At 65.5% G+C, this 16,100-nt stretch carries 12 protein-coding genes and 1 pseudogene; 8 read left to right on the forward strand and 5 right to left on the reverse strand.

Annotated elements, in window-relative coordinates; translation table 11 throughout:
- Nucleotides 1-216: 216 nt before the first annotated feature.
- The gene (locus C7402_RS01310; RefSeq protein WP_112170078.1) at nt 217-621 is read left to right on the forward strand and encodes a PaaI family thioesterase; all 405 of its coding nucleotides are present in this window, start codon (nt 217-219) and stop codon (nt 619-621) included.
- Between the two features lie 48 nt (nt 622-669).
- Nucleotides 670-1,548, forward strand: coding sequence for a patatin-like phospholipase family protein (locus C7402_RS01315; RefSeq protein ID WP_112170079.1), 879 nt, complete (start codon nt 670-672; stop codon nt 1,546-1,548).
- 63 nt (nt 1,549-1,611) lie between these two features.
- On the opposite strand, the gene C7402_RS01320 is transcribed toward C7402_RS01315, so the two are convergent.
- Nucleotides 1,612-2,625 (reverse strand): D-2-hydroxyacid dehydrogenase family protein, encoded by a 1,014-nt coding sequence (locus C7402_RS01320; protein WP_112170080.1) that lies wholly within the window; start codon nt 2,623-2,625, stop codon nt 1,612-1,614.
- Between the two features lie 426 nt (nt 2,626-3,051).
- Here C7402_RS01320 and C7402_RS01325 point away from each other — a divergent pair, with 426 nt between their 5' ends.
- Together C7402_RS01325 and C7402_RS01330 are read left to right on the forward strand one after the other, a co-directional pair.
- Nucleotides 3,052-4,902 carry a phosphoenolpyruvate carboxykinase (GTP) gene (locus tag C7402_RS01325; protein WP_116609386.1) on the forward strand — a complete coding sequence of 617 codons (1,851 nt, stop codon included), beginning with the start codon at nt 3,052-3,054 and terminating at the stop codon, nt 4,900-4,902.
- A gap of 314 nt (nt 4,903-5,216) precedes the next feature.
- Nucleotides 5,217-6,323 carry a LysR family transcriptional regulator gene (locus tag C7402_RS01330; RefSeq protein ID WP_112170082.1) on the forward strand — a complete coding sequence of 369 codons (1,107 nt, stop codon included), beginning with the start codon at nt 5,217-5,219 and terminating at the stop codon, nt 6,321-6,323.
- Nucleotides 6,324-6,445: 122 nt separating this feature from the next.
- Here C7402_RS01330 and C7402_RS01335 read toward each other — a convergent pair whose 3' ends face one another.
- The 3 genes and pseudogenes from C7402_RS01335 to dprA form a co-directional block, all read right to left on the reverse strand.
- On the reverse strand, nt 6,446-9,097 hold the full coding sequence (locus C7402_RS01335; protein ID WP_116609387.1) for a DNA topoisomerase III: 2,652 nt from the start codon (nt 9,095-9,097) through the stop codon (nt 6,446-6,448).
- Nucleotides 9,098-9,364: 267 nt separating this feature from the next.
- The gene (locus C7402_RS01340) at nt 9,365-9,742 is read right to left on the reverse strand and encodes a thioredoxin family protein (RefSeq protein WP_112170084.1); all 378 of its coding nucleotides are present in this window, start codon (nt 9,740-9,742) and stop codon (nt 9,365-9,367) included.
- 96 nt (nt 9,743-9,838) lie between these two features.
- Nucleotides 9,839-11,067, reverse strand: a pseudogene (gene dprA / locus C7402_RS01345) (DNA-processing protein DprA).
- A 270-nt stretch (nt 11,068-11,337) separates the two neighbouring features.
- Here dprA and def point away from each other — a divergent pair.
- The 4 genes from def (at nt 11,338) to htpX (ending at nt 14,664) form a co-directional block, all read left to right on the forward strand.
- Nucleotides 11,338-11,841, forward strand: coding sequence for a peptide deformylase (gene def, locus C7402_RS01350; RefSeq protein WP_116609388.1), 504 nt, complete (start codon nt 11,338-11,340; stop codon nt 11,839-11,841).
- A gap of 106 nt (nt 11,842-11,947) precedes the next feature.
- Nucleotides 11,948-12,940, forward strand: a complete 993-nt coding sequence (gene fmt, locus C7402_RS01355; RefSeq protein ID WP_116609389.1) for a methionyl-tRNA formyltransferase — start codon at nt 11,948-11,950, stop codon at nt 12,938-12,940.
- Nucleotides 12,941-13,040: 100 nt separating this feature from the next.
- Nucleotides 13,041-13,682 (forward strand): LysE family translocator, encoded by a 642-nt coding sequence (locus C7402_RS01360; RefSeq protein WP_116609390.1) that lies wholly within the window; start codon nt 13,041-13,043, stop codon nt 13,680-13,682.
- A 130-nt stretch (nt 13,683-13,812) separates the two neighbouring features.
- Complete coding sequence (htpX, locus tag C7402_RS01365; RefSeq protein WP_112170089.1) at nt 13,813-14,664, forward strand: zinc metalloprotease HtpX; 852 nt, start codon at nt 13,813-13,815, stop codon at nt 14,662-14,664.
- Nucleotides 14,665-14,733: 69 nt separating this feature from the next.
- Here htpX and C7402_RS01370 read toward each other — a convergent pair whose 3' ends face one another.
- Complete coding sequence (locus C7402_RS01370) at nt 14,734-15,948, reverse strand: hypothetical protein (RefSeq protein ID WP_116609391.1); 1,215 nt, start codon at nt 15,946-15,948, stop codon at nt 14,734-14,736.
- Nucleotides 15,949-16,100: the final 152 nt, after the last annotated feature.

Raw genomic sequence — 16,100 nt, forward strand, 5'->3', positions numbered from 1 at the left:
TCTGCAAATTTCCTGAAAAAGGTTGGACAGCGCCCGCGAAGCCGTTCTGCACGGGCGTTCGCGTATTCACCGCGGGGCCTTACTGTCCCGGTATCATGTCGCCACTCCTGGCGTCACACCAGGTCTCAAGTCAGGCTTCAAGCCAGTTACTGCGCGCCGCCCTCCCGCCGAAGTCGGCCGGAATCGTCGCACAGCACGGACTCTCAAAGGCAAACGATGGACGACAAGGCAATCGACGCGCTGCTCGAGCGCGTGCTGGCCCCGTGGGTGCGTGCACTCGCGATGAAACCGGTCGAGGTGACGGACGACAGCGCCACCTTGCGCCTGCCGTTTTCCGGCGAGTTGCGCCATTCGGGCGGCGTGATCTGCGGCCAGGTCTTCATGGCGGCGGCCGACACGGCCATGATCGTCGCGATTTCCGCGGCGCTCGGCGGCTTCAAGCCCATGACGACCGTTGCGCTCAACACCAACTTCATGCGCGCGGTGCGCAAGGGCGACGTGCTTGTCACGGCGCGCGTGCTGCGCATGGGCCGCAATCTGGTGTTCGGTGAAATAGAACTCTACGACGAAGACGGCCGGATGGCGGTTCACGCGACCTCGACTTACGCGCTGCTCGATTAAGCTTGGCGCTTCCGGCCGTTTCCGGTCGCATCGAAGGACGCACAAGGCATGTTCGATCAGGTGGTTTTCGCGGGCGGCGGCAATCGCTGCTGGTGGCAGGCGGGGTTCTGGGACATCGTCCAGCCCGAGCTGCGCATTCGCCCGCGCGTCATTACCGGCATCTCGGCGGGCGCAGCCACGGCGTGCATGCTCTACACGCGCGACGCCGACTGGGTCATGCGCTACTACGAGCAAGCGCTGCGCCACAACAAGCGCAACGCCTACTGGGGCAACCTGCTGCGCGGCGAGTCGGTGTTTCCGCACTACCGCATCTACCGGCAGGCGCTGCTCGACATCTACGGCGAGCCGTTCACGCGCCTCCAGGACGCGCCTGAGATCCGCATCGGCGTGTCGCATGTGCCGCGTTGGCTCGGCGCGCGCAGCGCCGTGGCAGCGGGTCTCATCGCGTACAACATCGAAAAACATATCCGCAAGACGCTGCACCCCACACTCGGGCGCAAGCTCGGGTTTCATCCGGAGTTCGTGACGGCGCAGGAATGCGCGAGCGTGGAGGATCTGGCCGACCTGATCCTGCAATCGTCATGCACGCCGCCGTTTACGCCCGTGTTGCGCCGCGACGGCCGCCCCGTACTCGACGGCGGGATGGTGGACAACGTGCCGGTCGGCGCGCTCGACGAGACGCCCGGCCGCGTGCTGGTGATGGTGACGCGGCTCTATCCGCGCCCGCAGATGTTCGTGGTGCGCCATCAGGCGGCCGGGGGCGTGCAGCAGCGCCTCTACGTGCAGCCTTCGGCCAAGGTGCCGATCTCGAGCTGGGATTACACGAGCCCGCAGCAGATGCAGCACGCCTACAACCTCGGCCGCGTGGACGGCGAGCGTTTTCTCGCGCGTTTGCCCGAGGTCATGGAAGCGGCCGCGCACGCTTGAGCGCGCGGCCGGATTGGGCATGAGAAACAGGAAAGGGCGGCGAGCGCCCTGTGCCTCCGGCGCTTAGCGGCGGCGGCCGCCCTGGAGGGCTTCGGGGTTCGCGACGCTCGCGTGGTCGCCCGCATCGAAGGCGAGGATGTTGCGGAACGCCGCGCCGAAATAAAGCTCGTAGCTCTCGCGCTCCACATAACCGATGTGCGGCGTGCAGATCACGTTTTCCATGCGCAGCAGGCTATAGCCTTGCAGGATCGGCTCGCTCTCGTAGACGTCGATCGCCACCATGCCCGGCCGGTTGTGCGCGAGCGCGCCGAGCAGCGCGTTCTCTTCCAGCAGTTCCGCGCGGCTCGTGTTCACGAGCAGCGACGTGGGCTTCATGCGCAGCAGGTCTTCCTGCTTCACGATCCCTCGCGTGTCGTCGTGCAGGCGCAGATGCAGCGAAAGCACATCGCTTTCCTCGAACAGCGCCTCGCGGCTCGCGGCGGCTTCGTAGCCGTCGGCGCGCGCTGCTTCGAGCGAATGCTCGCGGCCCCACACCAGCACGCGCATGCCGAACGCCTTGCCGTAGCCGGCCACGAGGCGGCCGATCTTCCCATAGCCCCAGATGCCGAGCGTCTGCCCGCGCATCACCTGACCCAGACCGAAGTTGGGCGGCATTGCCGAAGTCTTGAGACCCGACTGCTGCCACGCGCCCTGCTTGAGGTTGGCGACGTACTGCGGAATGCGGCGCTGGGCGGCCATGATGAGCGCCCACGTGAGTTCGGCCGGTGCGACCGGCGAGCCCGTGCCTTCGAGCACGGCAATGCCGCGCTCCGTGCAGGCGGGAATGTCGATATGCGGACCGGCCTTGCCGGTCTGGCTGATCATGCGCAGATGCGGGAGCTTGTCGAGCAGTTGCGAGTTGATGCGCGTGCGTTCGCGGATCAGCACGAGCGCGTCGACTTCGGCGAGGCGGCTGGCGAGCTGGCCCAAACCTCGCACGGTGTTGTTGAAAACCTTGACCTCGTGGTCGGCGAGCAGTTGAAAGCAGTCGAGCTTGCGGACGGCGTCCTGGTAGTCGTCAAGGATGGCAATTTTCATGGCAGCGGGTTGTTTTGCGTGTTTTGCGTCGCGCCCTGTGTAGCGCGACTTCGATGTTCATCTGGTGGTTATCCCACTATGCAGCGCCGGGAAGACTGGTATGAATAAGGGGAGCCTTCACGTGGCGCGCCGTGTGCAGCAGCAGGCATTGCATTTGCGCATGAGCACGGTTACGCACGCAGGTTATACGACGCGGCCGTCGGCCGCGAATTTGCAACTTTTAACAGCTTGTCGGGTTGCGATGCAAGCCGCTTTACAGACGGTTTCGAACCCCAGCTCAAAGGGCCTTGACGACCTGCCAACTGCGCGGACCGATTTTCAGGTTGATCTGCCATCAACTTTTGGTTCGCAGGAGTTGCGCCTCTCGCGTGCAGCGTCTAAAAGGGCCGCTTCCCTTTTTACAGCCCTAAAATCGGAGACAGCTCGATGAACCATCCCGACTACCAAGCCCAGGCCGCCGCTCAGGTGCCCGCCTGGGTCCGGAACCGGAAACTGATCGCCTGGGTGCAAAAGATCGCAGCGCACACGCAGCCCGATCGCATTGTCTGGTGCGACGGCTCCCAGGAAGAATACGACCGACTGTGTGCGCAAATGGTCGAAGCCGGCACGATGCGCCGCCTCAATCCGCAAAAACGCCCCAATTCGTATCTCGCGTGCTCCGACCCTTCGGACGTCGCACGCGTGGAAGACCGCACCTTCATTTGCTCGCCGCGCAAGGAAGACGTTGGCCCGACCAACAACTGGATCGCGCCCGCAGAAATGCGCGCGACGCTGGACGGTCTCTTTGCCGGCTCGATGCGCGGCCGCACGATGTACGTCGTGCCGTTCTCGATGGGGCCGCTCGGCTCACCCATCGCGCATATCGGCGTGGAACTGTCGGACAGCCCGTACGTGGTCGTGAACATGCGCATCATGACGCGCATGGGCCGCGCCGTGTACGACGTGCTGGGCGAGGACGGTCCCTTCGTGCCTTGCGTGCACACCGTCGGCGCGCCGCTGGCGGCGGGCGAGAAAGACGTGCCGTGGCCCTGCAACAAGACGAAGTACATCGTCCACTTCCCGGAAACGCGCGAGATCTGGAGCTATGGCTCGGGCTACGGCGGCAATGCGCTGCTCGGCAAGAAGTGCTTCGCGCTGCGCATCGCTTCGACCATGGGGCGCGACGAAGGCTGGCTCGCCGAGCACATGCTGATTCTCGGCGTGCGCTCGCCCGAAGGCCGCAAGTACCACGTCGCGGCGGCGTTCCCGTCGGCATGCGGCAAGACCAACTTCGCCATGCTGATTCCGCCCAAGGCGATGAACGGCTGGGAAATCACCACGATCGGCGACGATATTGCGTGGATCAAGCCAGGCGCGGACGGCCGCCTCTACGCGATCAACCCCGAGGCGGGCTATTTCGGCGTGGCGCCGGGCACGGGTGAAAAGACCAACTTCAACGCCATGGCGACGCTCAAGGAGAACGTGATCTTCACGAACGTCGCGCTCACCGATGACGGCGACGTCTGGTGGGAAGGCATGACCGACGAGGCGCCCGCGCACCTGATCGACTGGATGGGCGACGACTGGACGCCCGCCATCGGCAAGGAGACGGGCCGCAAGGCCGCGCATCCGAACGCGCGTTTCACGGCCCCGGCTTCGCAATGCCCGTCGATCGATCCCGAATGGGAGAACCCGAAGGGCGTGGCCATCGACGCCTTCATTTTCGGCGGCCGCCGCTCGACCACGGTGCCGCTCGTGACCGAGGCGCGCGACTGGACCGAAGGCGTCTACATGGCCGCCACCATGGGCTCGGAAACCACGGCCGCGGCGGCGGGGCAGCAGGGCGTGGTGCGCCGCGACCCGTTCGCCATGCTGCCGTTCTGCGGCTACAACATGGCCGCCTATTTCGGCCACTGGCTGGCAACGGGCGAGCGCCTCGCAAAACTCGGCTCGACGCTGCCGCGCATTTTCTGTGTGAACTGGTTCCGCAAGGGGCCGGATGGCAAGTTCGTGTGGCCGGGCTTCGGCGAGAACATGCGCGTGCTCGAATGGATGGTGCGCCGCATCGAGGGCCAGGCCACAGGCGAGGAGCATGCGTTCGGCGTGTCGCCGCGCTACGGCGACCTCGACTGGAGCGGCCTGAACTTCACGCAGGCGCAGTTCGAGCAGGTGATTTCCGTGGACGCCGACGACTGGCGCGCCGAACTCGCGCTGCACGCCGAACTGTTCGACAAGCTCGCGCACGGTTTGCCGCAGGTGCTCAAGGACGCGCGCGAGAGGCTGGAAGCGCGTCTGTGATTGCATGATGTGAGCGCTTGCTAACTGGATGGCCGCCTTCTGGCGGCCATTTTTATTCCCGGGGTCGAATGAATTGATGCGGTGCGGAGCGCCGTCTGTTCGACGTTTGTCGGGAAATTTCGCTGCAATGCGCAAAATTGTTTCGATCGAGGAAACAATTGACCATCCGTTAGTGCATTTTGGGGCGCAGTCGAAGAATTCGTAAAGAAATTAGGGGCTTCGGAGGCAACTTCTGCACGATTTCTGCTGTCGTAGGAGAATTCGCGGTTTCCACCGCTGATTTTCAGCGGGTAGTAACAGGCAGGAGTTGTCTCATGGATCATTTGCAGTCGATGCGAGTTTTCGTCAAAGTCGCCGACCTCGGCAGTTTCGCCCGGGCCGCTTCCGCGATGGATATCTCGAATGCGGTTGCGACGCGGCATGTCGCCGACCTCGAAGGTCGGCTCGGTACGCGTTTGCTCAATCGCACGACCCGCAGTCTCTCCCTGACCGAATCGGGTCAGGTCTATCTCGAGCGCGCCCGCCAGATTCTCGATGAGCTCGAAGATGTCGAGCAGATGGTCGTCGCGCGCAACCACGAACCGGTAGGCACGCTGCGCATCGTCGCGCCGGTGGTGTTCGGCCTCCACAATCTTGCTCCGGTGCTGCAAACGTACACGCAGCGCTATCCCCAGGTGATCCCCGATGTCACGCTGGTCGACCGCCAGGTCGATCTCGTGGAAGAGGGCTTCGATCTGGGCGTCGTGACCGCGCGCCAGATGCGCAGCGCGAGCATCGTCACGCGCCGCCTGACCACCGGTTGCATGACCGTGTGCGCGACGCCGGCGTACCTCGAAAAGCACGGCACACCCACGCGCCCCGAGCAGTTGATGGAGCACCCGAGCCTCTCGCTGCCCTCCGAGTACTGGGGCGACGAGCGCGTCTTCACGGGGCCGGACGGTGAAGTTCGCGTGCGTCCGACCAATGTGATCGTGGCGAACAACACCGAGATGCTGCGCCAGTTCGCGCTGCTCGGCATGGGCATCGCGATCCTGCCGAGCTATCTGATCGGGCGCGACATGACGCGCGGGCGCCTCGTGCGCCTGCTTGGCGACTATCGTCTGCCGCAGGTGGAGATCAACGTCGCGTACCCGAGCCGCCGCCACTTGCCGGCCAAGGTGCGTACGTTCATCGATCACCTCGTCGAGCACTTCAGCCAGACACCCAACAGCCAGCTCGGCGAGCAGTGGGTCAAGGACGGCCTCGCGCTGCCGGCGGCCGCGCCGGGTCGCAACGGTGCGGCGAACGAGGGCTACGACGGCGCGCAGGCTTCTGCGAGCCTGCATGACGGCGAGCGCAACGGCATGGACGCCGAGCGTGCGCCCAAAGCCGCGCGCGCTTCGGCGGCGCGGACGCGAACTTCGGCGATCTCACCGCTTTAAGTCGGGAAACGCGCCCGAATTAGCCAATAATTAGCCAATAAAAAAGGCGCAGCTTCGTGAGGAGCTGCGCCTTTTTGCTTGCCAGCGTCAGCCCAGCCGATGACGGCTGGCGCAGGACTGCCTTATGAGCCCGTCTTGCGTGCCGCCGTCTTGCGTGCAGCGGTTTTGCGCGCCGGTGCGGCCTTCGCCGCCGCCGTCTTGCGGGCGGGCTTCGTGGTTTCTTCCGATTCGGCCGAGTCGTTCGCCGCTTCACCCGAGGCTTCGGCCGTCGCAGCCGCCTTTTTCCCTGCCGTCTTGGCCGCCGTCTTCGCGCTCGGCTCCTTCTTCTCGAACTCGAAGCCGATCTTGCCGTCCGGCTGCTTGACGAGGAATGCCTTGAAGTTGCGACCCGTACGCGACGACTTGAAGTTGGTCAGCAGATCGGTGCGGCCTTCGGCCAGCAGCTTCGCCATTTGGTCACGCGTGATCTCCTGCTGGAGGATCACCTTGCCCGAGCGGAAGTCGCAGGTCTTCGGATTCGCAACCGAGTGCTCGCACACATAGCTCATGCCGTGCTCGAACACGCGGCCCTTGCACTTCGGACACGCGCCCACGGCCTCTTGCTGCGAGAAGTCGGGCGCTTCGCCATCTTCGGCGCCCTGGTCCTGGCCGAAATCGAACTCGAGCTTGTAGTTCTTGATTTCGTCGTCGAACGAGAGCTTGAGGATGGCCGAGAACGGCCGGCCCATCTTGCTGCGGAAGCCCGAGAGCGGGCCGATCGTCTTGTTCTGAAGCAGTTCTTCGACTTCGGGAATTTCGAACTGGCGACCACCCGGAATCTTCGAGATCGAGAACTCGCACTTCGTGCACGCGAAGCGGCGGTAGTTTTCCTTCACCTGGCCGCCGCAATTCGGACACGGCGTGGTCAGCGTCGCGTAGTCGCCGGGGATGGTGTCCGAATCGTATTCCTTCGCGCGCTTCACGATGGTCTGCGTCATGCGGGCGATTTCCTGCATGAACGCGTCGCGCGGTAGCTTGCCTCGCTCCATCTGCGAAAGCTTGTACTCCCACTCGCCGGTAAGCTCCGGCGCGGTGAGTTCTTCCACGCCGAGGCCCCGCAACAGCGTCATGAGCTGGAACGCCTTGGCCGTGGGAATCAGCTCGCGGCCTTCGCGCACGAGATACTTTTCGCCGAGCAGACCTTCGATGATCGCCGCGCGCGTGGCCGGCGTGCCGAGGCCCTTGGCGGCCATGGCCTCGCGCAGCTCCTCGTCGTCCACCAGCTTGCCCGCGCCTTCCATGGCCGAGAGCAGCGTGGCTTCGTTGTAGCGCGCAGGCGGCTTGGTCACGAGTTGATGCGCTGCGATCTTGTCGGTCTTGACCTTCTCGTCCTTTTGCACCGGCACGAGGTTGGCGTCGTCGCCGCCCGTCTCGCGGCCGTAGACCTGGAGCCAGCCCGGCTCGATCAGCACCTTGCCTTCGGTCTTGAAGTGATGGCCCGCGACTTCGGTGATCCGCGTGGTGACGCGATATTCCGCCGCCGGGAAGAACACGGCGAGGAAGCGCTTCACGACGAGGTCGTAGAGCTTCTGCTCAGGCTCGGAAAGCGACTTCGGCGCCTGCAACGTGGGGATGATGGCGAAGTGGTCGCTGATCTTCGAGTTGTCGAAAATGCGCTTGTTGGGCTTCACCCAGCCCTTGTCGAGCACCTGCTTGGCGTGCGGCAGGTAGTTGTTGCTCTCCTTGAGCATCTCGAGCGTCTCTTTCACGGTGCCCATGTAATCCTCGGGCAGCGCGCGCGAATCGGTACGCGGGTAGGTGAGCACCTTGTGCTTTTCGTACAGCGCCTGGGCCAGGCCCAGCGTGTTCTTGGCCGAAAAGCCGAAGCGGCCGTTGGCTTCGCGTTGCAGGCTCGTCAGGTCGAAGAGCGCGGGCGAGAGCTGCGTGGACGGCTTCGATTCCTCGGTGACCGTGCCTTCGCGGCCATGGCACGCGGCCACGATCGTTTCGGCGGCCGGCAGGCTCCAGAGGCGCGAGTCGCGCTTTTCCGGATCGAACTCGTCCTTCTTGAATTTCGGGTCGTACCAGCGGCCTTCGTAGAAGCCCTTCGCGCAGACGAACTCCGCGCGCACTTCCCAGTAGTCGCGCGGGATGAAACGGCGAATTTTCTCTTCACGTTCGACGACGATCGAGAGCGTTGGCGTCTGAACACGGCCGACGGTCGTGAGGAAGAAGCCGCCACCCTTGCTGTTGAACGCGGTCATCGCACGCGTGCCGTTGATGCCCACGAGCCAGTCGGCTTCGGAGCGGCAGCGGGCGGCGTCGGCGAGCGGGAGCATGTCGTCGTCGCTGCGCAGGTTCGCGAAGCCGTCGCGGATCGCCTGCGGTGTCATCGACTGGAGCCACAGGCGCTGGACCGGCTGCTTCGCCTTCGCGTGCTGCGCGATCAGGCGGAAGATCAGCTCGCCCTCGCGCCCCGCGTCGCAGGCGTTGATGAGTCGCGTGACGTCCTTGCGCTTGAGCAGCTTCGTGAGCACCTTGAGCCGCGACTCGCTCTTGGCGATCGGGTTCAGGTCGAAGTGCGGCGGGATCACGGGCAGATGGGCGAAGCTCCATTTGCCTCGCTTGACCTCGTATTCCTCGGGCGCGGCGATTTCCAGCAGATGGCCGACCGCCGACGAGAGCACGTAGTCGTCGCTCTCGTAGTATTCGTCATGCTTGGTAAAACCGCCCAGAGCGCGCGCGATGTCGTTCGCGACGGATGGCTTCTCGGCGATGATCAGAGCTTTGGACATGACTGGTTGCTAGTGGGTGAATCCGGTTGGCGCCCCGGGCCGATGCCTACTGAATGGGCGCTTGGGCTCGATGCCCGGCTTGGCCGCCCCGCTTTGGGGGCCTTTCTCGACCGCTTTATAGCACATGGCGCGCCGGCGTCGATTTTTGTGTTCGCTTACGGCGGCATTCGCGCAACGCCCAAGGCGCCCAATCATAAGGGTGCGCCAGACGGTGCGGCAAGCGGTGCGTCTGATCGGGGTCAGATGTTGATTGACCCCGGACGGGCCTCAGGCCGCGGTCAGCGCGGGTCGCAGCTTCGGCGCATCGGCCACGCCTGGCAGCGCCGTGAGGTCCGAGAGCATCCGTTCGACCACGGCGCCGTGCGGCAGGACCGTGCCGAAGAAGCGCGTGGCGTGCCCGTCCTCGATCAGGATGGTCGGGAAGTTTTCCACGTCGAGGTCGTCGAAGCGGTCGGCGTGCGTTTCGATGTCGATATAAGCGAAGCAGATCTCGGGGTGTGCTTCGGCAATACGGTCGAAGGTGGCCCGATAGTCGCGACAGGTGCCGCACCACTGCGCGCACAGGCACGCCACGAACAGCGTGTCGTGGTCGCTGACGCGCTCTGCGATCAGGTCGGCGTCGGTGTCGAGGTCAAGCGCGGGCATGGTCGTTCCTTGCGTTCTCTTCTATATAGTGCGGGGCGTTTGGCGCGAATGTATCACGGCGGCGCACCGGCGGTGGCCCTCGCACCGGGCGCCGCGCTAAGCGCGCGTGGCCCGGACGAACCAGCCGCCGGGCAGCACGTCGAGACGGCCAGCCAGTTCGAGTTGCAGCAGCGTGCCTTGCAGCACCGCTTCGGCCATGTCGGTGCGCTGCGCGGGATTTCAAGCGTGGCCGGTGCGTGGCCGAGCGCTTCGAGCAGGCGCCGTGCGTCCTCGCCGAGGCTGGCGGGCAGTGCGGGTTCGAACGTCAGCGGTTGCGTCGTCAGCGGTTGCGTCGTATCCGTTGGCCGCTGCACGCCATCGAACGGCACCGAGACTTTCGGGCCGCGTGTGCCTCGCCGCGTAGCGCGCGCCTGGCCGCCAGGCGCTTGCCCGACGTTCAGCGCTTCGAGCACCTCTTCTGGCGATTCGACCAATTGCGCGCCCTGCTTGATGAGCCCATGGCAGCCGCGCGTGAGCGGCGCGTGGATCGAGCCGGGCAGCGCAAAAACGTCGCGCCCCATTTCGTTGGCGAGGCGCGCCGTGATGAGCGAGCCGGAGCGTTGCGCGGCCTCCACGACGACCACGCCCTCCACGAGCGCGGCGATCACGCGGTTGCGCTGCGGAAAGTTGGCAGACCGCGCGGGCGTGCCGAGCGGCCATTCGGAGACGAGCGTGCCAAGCGCGGCGATCTGCGTGGCGAGCGCGTGGTGCGCGGGCGGATAGACGAGGTCCGCGCCCGTGCCGATGACCGCGACGGTGCCGCCGCGTTCGTCGAGCGCGCCGCGATGCGCGGCGCCGTCCACGCCGAGCGCCAGTCCCGAGACGACCGTGAGACCCGACGCGGCGAGCGTGCGTGCGAAGCGGGCGGCGTCTTCGAGGGCCTGCGGCGTGGCGTTGCGGCTGCCCACCACGGCCACCGCCCGCGCATGGAGCAGATCGAGCCGGCCCTTCACGTAGAGCAGCGGCGGCGGGTCGGGCATGGCGAGCAGGCGCGGCGGATAGGCCGGGTCGGCCAATGTGACTAGCGCGTTGCCGCTCGCCGCGCACCATGCCTGCAAAGCTTCGAGCCGCTGTGCGAAGTCCGCGCCCGGCTCGGCCAGCGCGGCGTGGGCGGCTTGCGCGCCCGCCACGGCGGCGAGCGAGGCGAAGGGCTGCGCCAGCACGTTTTGCGGCAGGCCGAACGCGCCTAGCAGGGCGCGCAGCGCGGCGGGCTTGAGACCACGCGCGAGCGCGAGCCGCAGCCAGGCGGCCTGCTCCTCGGGCGTGAGCGGTAAGGTCGTGTGCATCGCGTTCTCCGGCGGCGGGCGTATTGCCGCACGTCGTGATAAAATTTTCACCATCCGAAATACACCGTCGCGCCTTCACATGGCGTTGCGCACGCCCGATGCTCAGCGTGCTCGCGCGGACACCCGCGCGTCCAACGTTGAATTGCGGCCCGTTCGTCCGTATCTGTCCGCATATCCTCCGTGTCCGGCACGGGGCTCGCAAGCTGGCCGAACGGCCAGTGAGCGCATCGCCGCGAAGCACCCGGCGCCTAACGAGAAACCCGTCAAATCATGGCTCTACTGAATATTCTTCATTACCCGGACAAGCGCCTGCACAAGGTCGCGAAGCCGGTCGAGGTGCTCAACGACCGTATCCGCAGGCTCGTCGCCGACATGGCCGAAACCATGTACGCCGCGCCCGGCGTCGGCCTCGCCGCGACCCAGGTCGACGTGCACGAGCGCGTGGTGGTGATCGACGTTTCCGACGCGCACGACGAACTGCGCGTGTTCATCAACCCGGAAATCATCTGGTCGAGCGCCGAGCGCGAAGTGCACGAAGAAGGCTGCCTCTCCGTGCCCGGCATCTACGACGAAGTCGAGCGCGCGGAAAAGGTGCGCGTGCGCGCGCTCAACGAGAAGGGCGAGACCTACGAAGTGGACTGTGAAGGGCTGCTCGCGGTGTGCATCCAGCACGAAATGGATCACCTGATGGGCAAGGTGTTCGTCGAGTACCTGTCGTCGCTCAAGCAAACGCGTATCCGCAGCAAGATGAAGAAGCTCGAACGCGCGATGTAAGCGCGATACAGGCACGATTTGCGCGCGTTCTTTCTCGCTGTTTCGCCTTCGTTTTGTTGCGCCGCGCCGTTTTTCCCTTCGTCAACCCGCCACGCACCGAGCGCTCATGAGCCATAGTCTTCGCGTCATCTTCGCCGGCACGCCGGAATTCGCTGCTGCGGCGCTTGCCGCGATTCACGAGGCGGGCTTTACCGTGCCGCTCGTGCTGACCCAGCCTGACCGTCCGGCGGGCCGCGGCATGAAACTTCAGGCGAGCCCGGTCAAACGCTATGCGCAGGAGCACGGCATGGCCGTGGCCCAGCCGCCCTCGCTGCGCCGCACCGGCAAGTATCCGGAAGAAGCGGCCGCCGCGCTGGACCTGTTGCGCGCCACGCCGCACGACGTGATGGTGGTCGCCGCATACGGCCTCCTTCTGCCGCAGGAAGTGCTCGACATTCCGCCGCGCGGCTGCATCAACATTCACGCTTCGATCCTGCCGCGCTGGCGCGGCGCCGCGCCCATTCACCGCGCGATCGAAGCGGGCGACGCCGAAACCGGCATCACGCTCATGCAGATGGACGTGGGCCTCGACACCGGGCCGATGATCTCCGAAGTGCGCACCGCCATTGCGCCGGGCGACACCACGGCGACGCTGCATGACCGCCTCGCGCAACTCGGCGCGAAGCTGATCGTGGACGGGCTCGTCGCGCTCGAACGCGACGGCGCGCTGCCCGCCACCCCGCAGCCCTCGGAGGGCACGACCTACGCCGAAAAAATCGGCAAGCACGAGGCCGCGCTCGACTGGCGGCGCCCGGCTGTGGCGCTCGCGCGCCAGATTCGCGCGTTCGACCCGTTCCCGGGCGGCGCGGCCACGCTGGACGGCGCGCAGCTCAAGCTGTGGGCGGCCGAGCCGGTCGAGCGTTCAACGGTGGCGGCGCAGCCCGGTGAGATTCTCGAAGTGAGCGCGGCGGGCGTGGTAGTGGCCTGTGGCGAGGGGGCGCTGCGCCTCACGCAACTGCAAAAGCCGGGCGGCAAGCGCCTGCCCGCGCGTGAATTCCTGGCGGGCATGCCGCTGGCGGCGGGCCAGCGCTTCCAGTTGCCCGAGGCCTCCGCAGCCTGACCCCGCGCGCCGCGACGGGCGGCACGCCGTGCCGCGACCGGCGCGTTAGAATCAAAGGCGCGTCAGCGCCGTTCGCAATTTGAGCAATCTTGAGGTTGGCATGCTCGGCATCACCCATTTCGGTTTCTTCCTCGTGGCTGTCTTTCTCCTGAACGTGACGCCGGGCCCCGATACCGCCTACATCGTCGGGCGCAGCGTCGCGCAGGGCCGCGGCGCGGGCCTCGTTTCCGCGCTCGGCATCTCGGCGGGCTGCTGCGTGCACTCGCTCGCCTGCGCGTTCGGCCTGACGGCGCTGCTCGCGGCGTCCGCCACGGCGTTCACGGTCATCAAGATCGTCGGCGCGATCTATCTCGTGTATCTCGGCGTGCGCCTCGTCCTCACGAAGCAGGAAGCCAGCCTGGCCACGGGCGAAGCGCCGGCCGCCGGTGCGGCGCGCCCGCTGCGTCAGCTCTTCCTCTCGGGTTTCTGGACCAACGTGCTCAACCCGAAGGTCGTGCTGTTCTTCGTTTCGTTCTTTCCGCAGTTCGTGAGCACCGAAAGCGCGCACAAGGCGCTCGCGTTCCTCACGCTCGGCGCCGTGTTCGTGGTGATGAGCATGATGTGGAACAGTCTTGTCGCATGGGTGGCGGGCAGCGTCACGCGCCGCTTCGCAGGCAAACCGGGCGTGAAGAAGTGGCTCGACCGGACGGTCGGCTCGGCGTTCGTCGGCCTCGGGCTGAGGCTGGCCGCCGCCTCGCGCTGAGATTGAATTTTTCGCACCCGCCCATATCTAACAGATCGCTTACAATGCGCTCGCCCGCGTGTGGCTGACCGGCTGGCGGCGGGCGTTCAACGATCGATTTGATCCCCTCGTGGGTGAAGGAGCAGAGCACATGTTCAACTGGGTCAAGACCGCGATGTTGATGGCCGCGATTACGGCCCTTTTCATCGCGATTGGCGGGCTGATCGGCGGGCATCGCGGCATGATGCTGGCGCTGTTCTTCGCGCTCGCCATGAACTTCTTCTCGTACTGGTATTCGGACAAGATGGTCCTGCGCATGTACAACGCGCAGGAAGTCGACGAAACGACGGCGCCGCAGTTCTACCGCATGGTGCGCGATCTGGCCACGCGCGCGGGCCTGCCCATGCCGCGCGTCTACCTCATCAACGAGGACGCGCCCAACGCCTTCGCCACGGGCCGCAACCCCGAGCACGCGGCGGTCGCGGCGACCACGGGCATCCTGCGGGTGCTGTCCGAGCGCGAGATGCGCGGGGTGATGGCGCACGAACTCGCGCACGTGAAGCACCGTGACATCCTCATCTCGACGATTTCGGCGACCATGGCCGGCGCGATCTCGGCGCTCGCCAATTTCGCGATGATCTTCGGCGGCCGCGACGAGAACGGCCGTCCGGCCAACCCGATCGCGAGCATTGCCGTGGCGCTGCTCGCTCCGATCGCGGGCGCGCTGATCCAGATGGCGATTTCGCGTGCGCGCGAGTTCGAGGCCGACCGCGGCGGCGCGGAGATTTCGGGCGACCCGCAGGCACTCGCTTCGGCGCTCGACAAGATCCATCGCTACGCACAGGGCATTCCGTTCCAGACCGCGGAGGCGCATCCGGCCACGGCGCAGATGATGATCATGAATCCGCTCTCGGGCGGCGGTATCGCGAACCTGTTCAGCACGCACCCGGCCACGGAAGAGCGCATCCGCCGCTTGATGGAAATGGCCGCCGGCCGCCGCTAGGGCTGCGCACGGCATTGCACGAAAAACGCCTCTTCGGAGGCGTTTTTTTATGCGCGACCGTCCGCCCGGTTAGCCGGTGGCGTGGGCATCGCGGTCCGCATGCCGCGCGTGTGCGTGCCCGGCAAGCCGCAGCGCCCGCTGCCGCAGGGACACCACGACGAACACGAAATAGACGCCGATGAACCAGGCCACGTCGAGCGCGTAGTACACGTGCCCGAACTTGACGATGACCCACGCGGCGACGAACGCCAGCGGCACGGCATAGAAGAACGCGCGATCGAGCCGGTTATCGCGGGTGCTGCTCTGGAACAGCGAGACATAGCAGCACGCAAAAAACGGCGCGATGTCGTATTCCTTCATGCGCGGATTGAGCGCGAGGGCGAACGCGAGGAGATAGAACAGTCTGCCGGGCACCTTTTCGGCGGCGATGAGGCGCGGCGCGCGAAACGGATTGACCGCGCCGATGAATAGCGCGACGACGACGAGCTCGTAGATCAGCACGTCCTCGATGGCGCTCAGGGCGCGAACGTGCTGCTCGAGCATGCCGAACAGCACGAGCCCGGAATCGTTCTGGGTGAGCATCTGCCAGCGCAGCAGGGTTTCGAAGTCGGTCCACAGGCGCGGTTCGAGCACGAGTTGCGCGATGGTTGCGAGCGCAACGCACACGGGCACGGCCAGCAGATAGCGCATGCCCTTGGGAACGAAAAAGAACACGAGGGCGTAGGTCAGGAAGTAGATCTTGATGGCGGCGAAAAGAGCGATGAAAAAAGCCAGCAGCCAGTGCTTCGCCGTCGCGCTGCTTTTTCCTGTCGATGCCGCATAGAACAGCGCAATGATGAGCAGGTGCGCGAAGATGGCGAAGTTTCCCGTGAGGATGCCGCCCACGCCCGCGCCGCCAGTGAAAAAACCGAGCGCGCCAGCCACCACGAAGTCCGCATGCCTGAGGCTGTACGCGAGGCACGCGAGCGACGCGCACACGAAGGCGAGATAGAACCCATGAAACGGAACATGGGAGAACAGATTCAGGAAGGCCGGCGGATAGACGAACGGAAAGCCGTGCGGGTTGTACGGATTCGCGCCGCGCCTGAACTGGTCCAGCGCATAGGCGTAGACCTTGTAGTCCCAGAAGGGCGAGAACACCTTCCCCCGTCCCTGCTGGTAGACGGAAAAGAGCGCAAGGAAGGCGAGGAACGCGATGTCGTGTCTTTTCCCGAGTGGTTTCATGATGGCCGTGACGGGGCGGCGCGCAAATGCGCCTTCGCTGATCATGATGCGGCGAGCCATCCGTCGATATCCGCCAATATGTATCCCGCTCGTCTGCCACGGCTTCGCCGTCGGCCTGCCGGCGACCGCGCCATGGTCAACGGGGATCGCGCGACTGAACAGTGTTGCGCGCTCGCCACGCTACAATGGCTCGCTTGTGCTTCATTGATGCC

The organism is Paraburkholderia unamae (assembly GCF_003096875.1).
Lineage (GTDB): Bacteria > Pseudomonadota > Gammaproteobacteria > Burkholderiales > Burkholderiaceae > Paraburkholderia > Paraburkholderia unamae.

Excerpts from the sequence above, each read along its gene's own strand:
- C7402_RS01310 (WP_112170078.1), top strand. The coding sequence starts at position 217 with ATGGACGACAAGGCAATCGACGCGCTGCTCGAGCGCGTGCTGGCCCCG.
- C7402_RS01315 (WP_112170079.1), top strand. The coding sequence starts at position 670 with ATGTTCGATCAGGTGGTTTTCGCGGGCGGCGGCAATCGCTGCTGGTGG.
- C7402_RS01320 (WP_112170080.1), bottom strand. The coding sequence starts at position 2,625 with ATGAAAATTGCCATCCTTGACGACTACCAGGACGCCGTCCGCAAGCTC.
- C7402_RS01325 (WP_116609386.1), top strand. The coding sequence starts at position 3,052 with ATGAACCATCCCGACTACCAAGCCCAGGCCGCCGCTCAGGTGCCCGCC.
- C7402_RS01330 (WP_112170082.1), top strand. The coding sequence starts at position 5,217 with ATGGATCATTTGCAGTCGATGCGAGTTTTCGTCAAAGTCGCCGACCTC.
- C7402_RS01335 (WP_116609387.1), bottom strand. The coding sequence starts at position 9,097 with ATGTCCAAAGCTCTGATCATCGCCGAGAAGCCATCCGTCGCGAACGAC.
- C7402_RS01340 (WP_112170084.1), bottom strand. The coding sequence starts at position 9,742 with ATGCCCGCGCTTGACCTCGACACCGACGCCGACCTGATCGCAGAGCGC.
- def (WP_116609388.1), top strand. The coding sequence starts at position 11,338 with ATGGCTCTACTGAATATTCTTCATTACCCGGACAAGCGCCTGCACAAG.
- fmt (WP_116609389.1), top strand. The coding sequence starts at position 11,948 with ATGAGCCATAGTCTTCGCGTCATCTTCGCCGGCACGCCGGAATTCGCT.
- C7402_RS01360 (WP_116609390.1), top strand. The coding sequence starts at position 13,041 with ATGCTCGGCATCACCCATTTCGGTTTCTTCCTCGTGGCTGTCTTTCTC.
- htpX (WP_112170089.1), top strand. The coding sequence starts at position 13,813 with ATGTTCAACTGGGTCAAGACCGCGATGTTGATGGCCGCGATTACGGCC.
- C7402_RS01370 (WP_116609391.1), bottom strand. The coding sequence starts at position 15,948 with ATGGCTCGCCGCATCATGATCAGCGAAGGCGCATTTGCGCGCCGCCCC.